Origin of the sequence: Aquibacillus koreensis (assembly GCF_025154055.1) — a bacterium.
Lineage (GTDB): Bacteria > Bacillota > Bacilli > Bacillales > Amphibacillaceae > Aquibacillus_C > Aquibacillus_C koreensis.
Genome location: NZ_JAOALK010000035.1, coordinates 1 through 10,802, shown reverse-complemented (window position 1 = coordinate 10,802; position 10,802 = coordinate 1). Strand labels below are relative to the sequence as shown.

At 38.1% G+C, this 10,802-nt stretch carries 5 protein-coding genes and 1 pseudogene; 1 reads left to right on the top strand and 5 read right to left on the bottom strand.

The genetic code is table 11. The features are described 5' to 3' along the window. Positions 1 to 39 precede the first annotated feature (39 nt). Positions 40 to 1,516 (bottom strand): annotated as a pseudogene (locus tag NYQ66_RS09890) (IS1182 family transposase); the annotation flags it as partial. A gap of 198 nt (positions 1,517 to 1,714) precedes the next feature. After that, a complete protein-coding gene (locus tag NYQ66_RS09885; protein WP_259869201.1) occupies positions 1,715 to 2,494 on the bottom strand; it encodes an AraC family transcriptional regulator in 780 nt (259 codons plus the stop codon). Positions 2,495 to 2,796: 302 nt separating this feature from the next. Here NYQ66_RS09885 and NYQ66_RS09880 point away from each other — a divergent pair, with 302 nt between their 5' ends. After that, on the top strand, positions 2,797 to 7,080 hold the full coding sequence (locus tag NYQ66_RS09880) for a glucuronyl esterase domain-containing protein (protein ID WP_259869200.1): 4,284 nt from the start codon (positions 2,797 to 2,799) through the stop codon (positions 7,078 to 7,080). An 85-nt stretch (positions 7,081 to 7,165) separates the two neighbouring features. On the opposite strand, the gene NYQ66_RS09875 is transcribed toward NYQ66_RS09880, so the two are convergent. The 3 genes from NYQ66_RS09875 to NYQ66_RS09865 all read right to left on the bottom strand — a co-directional run bounded on the left by NYQ66_RS09875 (position 7,166) and on the right by NYQ66_RS09865 (position 10,549). Next, entirely contained in the window at positions 7,166 to 7,957 is a 792-nt protein-coding gene (locus NYQ66_RS09875) for an REP-associated tyrosine transposase (protein ID WP_259869199.1), read from the bottom strand. A gap of 280 nt (positions 7,958 to 8,237) precedes the next feature. Next, positions 8,238 to 9,620, bottom strand: coding sequence for a Glu/Leu/Phe/Val family dehydrogenase (locus NYQ66_RS09870; RefSeq protein ID WP_272480054.1), 1,383 nt, complete (start codon positions 9,618 to 9,620; stop codon positions 8,238 to 8,240). Positions 9,621 to 9,835: 215 nt separating this feature from the next. Beyond that, positions 9,836 to 10,549, bottom strand: coding sequence for an HAD family hydrolase (locus NYQ66_RS09865; RefSeq protein ID WP_259869197.1), 714 nt, complete (start codon positions 10,547 to 10,549; stop codon positions 9,836 to 9,838). Positions 10,550 to 10,802 lie beyond the last annotated feature (253 nt).

Sequence of the window (10,802 nt, the reverse complement as noted above, 5' to 3'; positions counted from 1 at the left end):
TTCCAATGACCGATTTTTCATTGAAATCCACCCTTATTAGGCGGATACTATCGCTGCTATTCGCTTAATATTTGCTGCTATTGCAGCTAACTTAGACTGTTTAGACACACTTAATAGACCATATCCCCTCGCTCAGGATAGGCCATGAAAACGTTTGAGCTCTGCATTCTTTCCTTCAATAGAAGCTCTTTTTTTATATTTTTCTATAAATTCTTCTGCTTTTTGATATTGAGAAATCTCGTAGAATTCAGTTGTATTCTTACCAACGGTAAGTATTCTTCGAGCACTCTTTTTTGCACATAAGTCATGAAGAGGACATACTTTGCATTGCTCAAGATCAAAGTAATATTTATAGCCACTTCCTTCACCGTCTTTGTTTTTGGAGATGAAATTTTTCTTTCTAACTGTTATGTTCCCTTCGGTACATTGCCATTCATCAGAGTCTTTGTTATAGGTGAATTCTTCTTCATCAATGCGATAAACAGTTGAACTAACAGGGATATATGGTTTTGCTTCAATAGCTTCGATTTCGTCCAGTATAGGTTTTCTAAAGTAGGCTTTGTCTCCATAAACCTCTTCAATCTTCATACCACTTTTCAGTGTCTGTTCCAACATATCTTTTGTATATCCACCATCCATATAAGAACCGTCTGCGGTTCGAACTGAAGTAATAATTCGCTCATCAGTGTCCATCATAATTTCTGTTTTATAGCCATAGAATGATTGTGTTTTACTCTTTCTACCTACCCTCGTATCCTCATCGATAATGGAGCGAGTTCCTTTCTGGTTAATAAACTTCGGATCATACAATATGTCTTTTGTCTTTTGCCTTTTGCACCCACTGATTCGTAAGTGGTTCGTGCTCTGTTATTTGTGCTTCAACTAGTTCTATAACTTTTTCTAAATAGGTTTTCATTACCGCCTTCGCTTCGCGATGATCTTTTATTTCTTCATAATTAGGTACTTGAGGTAAATCTTTTATTTGTCCACCAATTGTCTCTTTTTCATATGTATGGATGATCATTCTTGCGAGGTGCTTCATTAAACGCTCAGAAGTTTTTTTAATTGTATTTGCCATAATATGAGTTGCATCTAAACTAACACTTTTCCCTTTTAATACGCCTTTCTCTACACATTGCCTCACCATTTCCGTAAGGATATCATCTAGTGTATCTTCACCTAGGCGATGCTTTCTAAACTTAGAAAGTAAGCTCTTATCTGGTAGTGTGTCTTCCGGGTCAATGCCAAGAAAGTACATAAAAGCTAAATTCAAACTAGCTCCAACTCCATTTTCTCGTCGGATAAATTATAATAAGTGTTGAAGAAGAAGCAACTTACACATCATTTCTGGTTCTTTGGCAGGACGACCAAAATTTTTACAGTATGTATCTTCAAGGAGAATATTAATAAAACTAAAATCTACGACCTTAGATATCGCTTTTAGGATATGATTATCAGGAATTTTATTGTATAATACAGAATGAAAACTAAATTGCTTTGGCTGTTGTCTAAGCATAAAAAAGACCCCCTAATGGTTTTGGTATCAGCGTACTAATTATACCATTTAGGAGGTCTTTTTTATTTTTCATCTAATAATATTTTTTATATTTTATTAATAGACTTTTTCACTGGTCTCGGACGGTTCTTGCGTTTACATTTTTGTAAACGTAAGAACCGTCCCTCTGTTTACAAGAACTGTCCCCGTGTTTCCGGTTTATTTTATGGCTTTGGATGGTGGGTGTCCTTTTATGTTTTTGTAGACTCTACTAAAATAAAATACGTCTTGGAACCCACATTTTTGAGCTACCTCATGCATGGTGAATTCTCCACTAACGATTAAGTTCTCAGCATTATTTACTCTGATTTTATTAATATATTTTTTTACTGATAGGCCTGTATTCTTTTTAAACAAGGTACCAAAGTACACTGAATTTAGGTCTAATAGATCTGCCAAATCCTCTAGTTGGATTGAGGCAGAGAAATGTTCATCTATATATTCCATTACCTTTTGAATACGGGGATCGATAGGGTTTGATTGGTTTTTGTAGTAGATCTTGGTGAAATAACGGTGAATCAGTTGAAGAAAAGTAGCATGGACATTTATTTGATAACCAGGATTTTTATGAAGCCATGCCAGATTTAGTTCATGATATAAACTAATCAGTTCATCATTAATGCCAATTCTAGTCACAGGAGGAAATGGTAATTCCACATCTTCTCCTTGGTAATTACATAATTGAAAATTAATCGCATAATTAGACATAAGATCATCTGGATCGGTAACGGATGCGCGAGTACTGTATTTTGGAATGCAAACAAGGTCACCCTTTTCTACATCATAAGAAATACCGTCAATGATATACGTGGCTTTTCCTTCAAATATGTAAGTTAAATCAATAAACGGAATAACGCTTTCATTGATTCTCCAGTTAGGCAAACAATGTCGAGACATGAAGTATCCGATTTGCGGGACCAATTGATCGTAACTTGCCATATAGTATTTCCCTCATTTCTACAAATCTTTAAAAAGTACAAATCAGCTTTTCTTTGTCTATGGACCAAATTCTATCAGAATTATATAATGACCACAATGTTACTAGCTACCTATTTATCAGAATATTGTTTTTTACATAACTATAAAATGAAAAGGCTTACATTTTGTCGTTTAATATATGTGGTTCTTGTCATATTTGGTAGCATAGTGCAATTTTTTGTATGGAGGTGATAGCAAGATAATCGTTTCAGTAACAGTTCTAGTAGAAAAATACTATTTATACAGAAAGGAAGATTAATAGAATGAGTCGAAATCAAAAATTGATGTTTAAACGTGTCTTCATCTCTTTTCTAGTAGTCATTCTCGTAGTAGCGCCTTTTCAAGGGGTTGATTCAACAGTGCAAGCTGCTGAAGATGACACAGCTATCATGTCCGCAACATTTGGATCACCTACTGTTGATGGAGAAATTGATGAACTTTGGAATAGTGTCGAACCTGTCACACCAACCATTACATCTAAGGAAACTACCACAACTGGCACCTTTAAAACCTTATGGGACGACAATGCATTTTATATACTTGCAGAGATTTCTGATGAGGTCCTCAACGATGATAGCACTGCACCTTATGAACAAGACTCTTTAGAAATCTTTATAGATGAAAAAAATGATAAAACTCCTTCTTATCAAAGCGATGATCTACATTTTCGCATAAACTACGAAAATGTTCGATCTGCAGATAACGGTGATATAAATCGTTTTTATACAAAAACAAAAGTAACGGATACAGGGTATATCATAGAAGCGAGAATTGCATTTACTGAGGCGCCAGTTAACGAGAAGATATTGGGTTTTGAATTACAGATTAATGATGCAATCAGTGGTTCTCGTGATGCTACAATAAACCTATTTGATGAAACTGGACAAGCTTATGCTGACCCTTCCCTTTTTGGCGAAATCCAGCTTACTGGTAAAGAAGAAGGAGATACTACTGGTATTAATCCTTTTGATTTACTAGCATACTTGGATTATGTGGAAGCAATCAACCAGGATGTTTTTATTAATGGCAAAGATTTAATTGAACCGATCAATGCTGCTCATGCAGTATTAGATAAAGAAGATAAAACACAAGCAGAAATAGACCAGGCATTAGTAGATTTAGAAGCAGTTGTACAAACATTAAAAAGAAGTGAAAAATATGATGAGCCACATACACTCTCAGAATTTGAGGGGCTCCATGACCCATTTACATTTAGAGATGGATCTCAGGTTAGAACAGAAGCCGATTGGAATAGTCGTGCAGAAGAATTAAGAGATCTATACCAATTCTATATGTATGGATATATGCCAGACACTTCTGGTGAAGAAGTTAGTTTTGAAAAAACGGAAGATGGAATGAATATTACGGTGAAAGCGAATGGGAAGGAAGCTTCTTTTCCTGTCACAGTAAGTTTGCCAGGGGAAGATAGCGAAATAGATGGTCCGTATCCAGTGATTGTAGCACTTGGAGGGATTAACTCTTTTTGGCCTCCTGCGGATTATGAGGCAGTAGCGAATGAGCGCGGTTATGCAGTCGTAAGCTTCCAGCCAAATGATATAGCCGCAGATAACTATACAAGAAATGGTGCATTCTTTGATCTATATCCTTACTCTGAGGTAAGGAATGATGTGGGTGCGCTAATGGCATGGGGTTGGGGTGCAGGAAAAGTTTTAGATGCCCTAGAACAAAATGCTTTTGAAGGAATTAACGCTGAAAAATCTGTCATTACTGGTTTTTCTCGTTATGGTAAAGCCGCACTTGTTACAGGTGCGTTTGATGAACGATTTGATGTTGTTAACCCACATGCATCAGGTATGGGTGGAATGGCTTCATTCCGTGCTTCATTTGTTGGAAAAGAATATGACTGGGGAACAGCTGGTTCACATGAAGGTCTTGGCAACCTCCAAGGAAGCACAGAAGGCCACTGGTTTAATTCTGTTTTTGGTGGATTCCAGAACGTGAAGCAAATACCTTTTGATCAACATTTACTATCAGCATTAGTAGCGCCAAGAAGCTTAATTCTAACTTCTGGTTATGAAGATTATGGTACAAATCCTGAAGGTATGTTTGTTTCTTATGTTGGTGCTAGTAAGGTTTATGACTTTTTAGATATTAATGATCGAATTGGCGTTGGCTTCCGAGAAGGTAGTCACTCCAGAAACGACACGGATATTGATAACTTATTAGATTTTGCTGACTTACAGTTTAGAGGTATGGAATCGGAGAAGGATTTTAAAAAAAGTCCATATACCATTGAAGAGAAATGGGATACGATTGTAGCCCCTACAAAAATTGCAGACATCAGCAATGGGATGACAGCCGAGTTCGGATCTCCCGCGATTGATGGTGATATTGATGAAGTATGGAACGAGATACTACCTGTTGCCCCTTTAATTGGAGCTGATGGAACATCAACAAACGGTATTTTCAAAACATTATGGGATGACAATGCACTATATGTGCTTGCTGAAATTAATGACGAAGTGTTAAACAGTGAAAATACTGCACCATATATGCAGGACTCTATCGAAATTTTCTTAGATGAATTAAATGATAAAGCAGTTTCTTATCAAAGTGATGATTTACATTTCCGTGTAAATCATGAAAATGTTCGTTCAGCTGATAATGGTGACATAAACCGTTTTTATTCAAAGACAAAATTAACGGACACTGGTTATATTGTTGAGGCTAGAATCGCTCTTAATGAAGCACCAACAAATGATAGTGTGATGGGCTTGGAATTACAGATAAACGAAGCTGACGACAGCAGTTCTCGTGTTGCTACTTTAAACGTTTTTGATACTACGGGACAAGCATATGCTAATCCATCATTATTTGGTGAAGTAAAGCTTGCTGGTAAAGAAGACGGAGATGCTACTGAAATCAATCCATACGATTTATTAACTTATTTAGAATATGTGGAGTCAATTAATCAAGATGTATTTTTAAACGGCTCTGTTTTAAATGGTCCTATTGACGCTGCTCGTGACGTGTTAGAGGCCGAGAAGATGACGCAAGCTAATTTAGACGAATCTTTAGCTGGATTAAAAGCAGTCGTACAAACATTAAAAAGAAGTGAAAAATTTGACGAGCCGCATACACTTCCTGAGATTGCAGAACTGCCTGATCCATTTACCTTTATGGATGGTTCAAAAGTAACATCGAAGGCAGACTGGGATCGTCGTGCCGAAGAATTAAAAGATATGTATCAATTCTATATGTATGGTTACATGCCAGACACTTCTAATGAAGAAGTATCGTTCGAGAAAACAGATGATGGTATGACTATTACAGTAAAAGCAAATGGAAAAGAAGCTTCTTTCCCAGTGACGGTTAGCTTGCCTTCTGAAGATGTTGATATCGAAGGTCCTTACCCAGTCATCGTTACACTAGGAGGATTTAGCTCATTTTGGGCACCTAATGAATTTGAAAGTCAAATTAATGACCGCGGATATGCAGTGGTTTCGTTGAGCCCTAATGACGTTGCTGCTGACAACTACACCAGAACAGGTGCTTTCTACGATCTTTACCCATACTCTGAGGTAGATAACGACGTGGGTGCACTTATGGCCTGGGCTTGGGGAGCAGGTAAAGTGTTAGATGCGCTTGAACAAAATGCATATGAAGCAATAGATCCAGATCTATCTGTTATTACAGGTTTCTCTCGCTATGGAAAAGCTGCACTAGTAACTGGTGCTTTTGATGAACGCTTTGACGTGGTTAATCCTCATGCATCTGGTATGGGTGGAATGGCGTCATACCGTGCATCTTTTGCAGGTAAAGAATATGATTGGGGTACTGCAGGTTCGCATGAAGGACTTGGCAACCTCCAAGGAAGCACAGAAGGTCATTGGTTCACTTCCGTATTTGGCGGATTCCAAAACGTGAATCAAATTCCTTTAGACCAACATGAGCTTGCTGCATTAGTTGCTCCAAGAAGTTTAATTTTAACTTCTGGCTATGAAGATTACGGCACAAACCCTGAAGGTATGTTCGTATCTTACGTTGGCGCTAGCAAAGTTTATAACTTCTTAGATGAAAGTAACAAAGTTGGCCTAGCATTCCGTGAAGGTAGTCACTCTAGAACGGAAGAAGATATTATGAATTTAGTAGACTTCGCAGATTTACAGTTTAGAGGCATTCAAGGTGAGAAAGACTTTAAAGATAGTCCTTACACGATAGATCCAGCATGGGACACGATCGTTGCTCCTACTCCTTCAACTGGTGACGGTGATGGTTCAGATGGAGATGATGGTTCCGGTGACGGATCCGGTGAGGACGATGGTTCTGGCGGGGATGACAGCCAGACTGGTGATGATCAAGACTCTGGAGATAAAGATGCTGATTCTGGTGATCAAGGTTCGGATAATGGAGATACGGATTCCGATTCAGACGACAATGACTCTACTACAGGAGATAAAAACGCTGATTCAGATGATGACCTACCTGACACTGCAACCAACATGTATAACTGGTTAGCAATTGGTAACATCATGCTACTTCTAGGTGCAGGTTACCTCCTATATGCAAGAAGAAAAAGAGCATAAATAGTAAATGACATGACAGACAGAAACGCAGGGACAGTCCTTGGAAACATGGGGACGGTTCTTGCGTTTCCACCTCTATATCACCTTATTGCCGTGATTGCACCTTATTAATCAAGCTTGCAGACACACCAAAGATCCTTGATGCTTGTCTTTGTGATAATCCTTTAATTACTTTTATTTCATAAAGAATTTTATTTCTTTCAATCCTAGGCATGCTTTTCACTTGCGCAATTTCTACTCCACAAAGCATCTCCCTTATTGCGTTTCTAGCATCCACGTCTGTTAGTCTCTTTTTCACTTCGTATTTTTCATCAAGACTTTCTTCATCATTTTGTTTCTCACAAAATGCTTTGAATTTATTCCTAGCTATTGTTTTGTCGTTCGAAAAGGCCTGTAACACAAAATCTCTGTCCAACAAATCTCTAGGATACCGATATTCCCCCATAATTCCAGTAAAACTGCTCCACTGCCAGTCGCCTAAATGACTGGCTATCCCCGCTTTCAGAGGATTTCTGTGTATATATCTAATCACCGCGAGGAATGATCTACGGTCTTCGACAACCTCGCTTCTAAATCGATCCTGGAACAGATGACCAGTTGTATCATATTTTAAATTATAATACCAGACGTAGCTAACACCAATTCGTTTCATTGTTTCAGAAAGACTTTCATCGCCTTCCTTTAGTAAGAGATGGACGTGATTGTTCATTAAGCACCAACTAAATACGGAAATACTAGACTTCTCCTTATACGCTCTCACCGTATCTAGAAACGTAATACAATCCTCCTCATCGTGGAAGATTTCTTGCCTATTGGCTCCTCTTAACATTACATGATAAATACCGCTATTACTTTTCCGTCTTGCTTGACGAGGCACTGTGATCACCAACCTATTTGGTTAATTTGGAGATGGGATGGATTGGAATTACGAAAAGTGAGTGTAACTGTGGAATTAAAATGAATCTGAAGTGAAATCTTGTTGGCGTTTTAAAAAGTGGGTTGCAAAAAAGGTAGGCAGAGGTGTTGTTCAAATCTATAATAACCTATTATATGGTAAATATCATCTATTATTTAAAAGTTAATTGTATACCCCTTCGACAAAGTAACGATACACAAAAAAATGGAAACAGGAGAACCGTCCCCCTGTTTCCATTTTTTCAATATAGTTTGCCTTGTCGGTAGAGGATGGTGGACAGTTTCATGACTGCTTGGATGTAACAGTTTTGGCGGAGTGGAAATGGATCGCCGAAAAACTGTGGTAGGATTGTATCCATCGTGTTTTTCATTTTGTCATATAAAAGTTTATATACTTGTTCTTCGGTATAGAACTGTGTTTCCCGTCCTTGTAGCCATTCAAAATAGGAAACAATAACACCACCAGCATTGGCAAGAATATCTGGAATAATGATAACACCCTTATCACTTAAAACCTCGTCAGCTTCCCCTGTCACAGGAGAGTTTGCACCTTCAATAATAATCCGCGCTTTTACATCATCGACATTATTCTTATGAATTTGATCTTCTAAAGCTGCCAAAAATAGTGCGTCCACATCAAGTGTTAAAATGTCATCACGACCATGAATGTCCGCTTTGATATCATTTTGTTCTAATTGTTCTTTCGTTGTAGGTAGATCTCCATTTCCTTCTGTAACATAAGTGACAAGTGCTGGAATATCTAACCCATCCGAATTATATAAAGTGACATTACGATCACTTACGGCAACGACTTTGTTTTGTAAAAAATCACACTTAAAAGCTTCCAATGCTGCGACAGAACCAACATTACCAAACCCTTGAACAGCTACGGTTAATGGCCGTTCCGCATACTCTAAAGCCGTTTCTGCAAAAACACTTTTATTCGTAGTAAACCACTTTTTTTGTTCCTGTACAAAGTCATGCAACATATAACGAAATGTAAAATATACACCTTTACCCGTTGCTTCTCTTCTACCTAATGAGCCACCATTGACGATACTTTTCCCGGTAAAACTTCCACGATATGTCTGGCCAGGATGAATGCTCTTGTACTCGGCCATCATCCAATCCATTTCACGATCACCAGAACCCATATCCGGTGCTGGAATATCTTTATCTGGTCCTATTACATCACTAAAGTAATGCACGTACTTTACACATATGGCATGTAACTCTTTGATAGAAAATTCTCTTGGATTAATGACAATGCCGCCTTTGCCACCACCAAAAGGCACTTCATGTAATGCGTTTTTTAACGTCATCAGTGAAGCAAGGTTGATTACCTCATCCTCATTAACGGATTCATGAAAACGAATTCCACCTTTATATGGTCCAAGCGTATCATTATGTTGAACCCGGAAAGCTGGAATCCGGATCACTTTCCCATTTTCTAACGAGATTCTCAAAAACGACTTATGTATGTGATTCGGTGTGGAAAGAATCGAGACTAACGAAGTGAATGCCTGTTTCCTTATTTGACCTTGTAGCTCTGGTAAAAACGAATCATCCGATAATAAAGCGTCTAGTGAACTCTCGACAATCGATCCTGTACTTTTACTACTCAACATCATCACTCTCCTTATAATAACCATAACATATACATCAATTGTACCCCATACTCCACCCTCACAAACCATCCTATGCACCCCCAACTAGGAAAAGACATAGTTGGAAACATGGGGACGGTTCTTATGTTTCCATCTTTTTTTTATTTTAAGCCTCAAGAAAAAAAGGGTGGCGTTCTGCTAAATTTTCTAGCAGAATCAACCACCCCTCCATTTTAATTATTTATAATGATCGGTTGAAAGAACTCTAACATTTCTTTTGCATGATACATTTCTTTATCTGGTTTATGTGTTCCCACTGGCATTTTTCTTTTTCGGTGGTTCATCCAGATCGCTTGCCACCCCGCTTTTTTGGCGCCAACAATATCGTTATCGAAGGAATCTCCAATATAGACTGTTTTTTTCTTATCCAACTTAAGTCTATCTTCTATAATTTGAAAAACCTCTGTGTTTGGCTTCGCTACACCAAGCGCACCTGAAATAAAATGATTTTCTTTTGGGATCCAGCGCTCAAGCCCAAGCTGTTTTATTTTCATCGACTGGTGCTTGTCCTCACCATTTGTTAGAATGGCAAGTTGCTTACCTTCGTTATGAAGCAGTTCCAATAGTTGTTCCACTTCCTCAAACAATTGAATTTTGTGTTGCTCATCCAAATAAGTCTCCTGGAACTTTTGTGCTTTATCTCTTGTTATTGGTATATTAAATTGCTCCCAAGCATCTGTAACGCGGCGAATCTGCATCTCTGTTATAGAGATTTCTCCCGCTTCACATCTATCAAAAAGTGAATCACTCACTTTTCTACTCGCTACGTATAACTTATCCAATTCCGTATCAGAAAAAGGTACATCAAACAGTCGTTTAAATGAGTTTCTAAAAGGCACCGTCTGATCATATAACGTATCATCCACATCAAAAATAATTGTTTCCACCCTAATAACCACCCCTTACAATCACAATACTCCTATCATATCACACCATTTTGGAAACATGGGGACGGTTCTCCTGTACACAAATGGAAATATGCGGATCACCACCTGATGCGATTCTCCTGTCTATAACGATGTGATGCGGAAACAGGAGAACCGTCCGAGACCAGTGAAAAAGTAGGGTGTTTTTGTGAAGATATCAAAAGTGAAGTGAAAAGCAGTTTAAAAAAATCGGTCATTCCTTCCAATGACCGAT

What these genes read in the sequence shown, in the direction of transcription:
- NYQ66_RS09885 (WP_259869201.1), bottom strand. Translation starts at nt 2,494, where the DNA reads ATGGCAAGTTACGATCAATTGGTCCCGCAAATCGGATACTTCATGTCT.
- NYQ66_RS09880 (WP_259869200.1), top strand. Translation starts at nt 2,797, where the DNA reads ATGAGTCGAAATCAAAAATTGATGTTTAAACGTGTCTTCATCTCTTTT.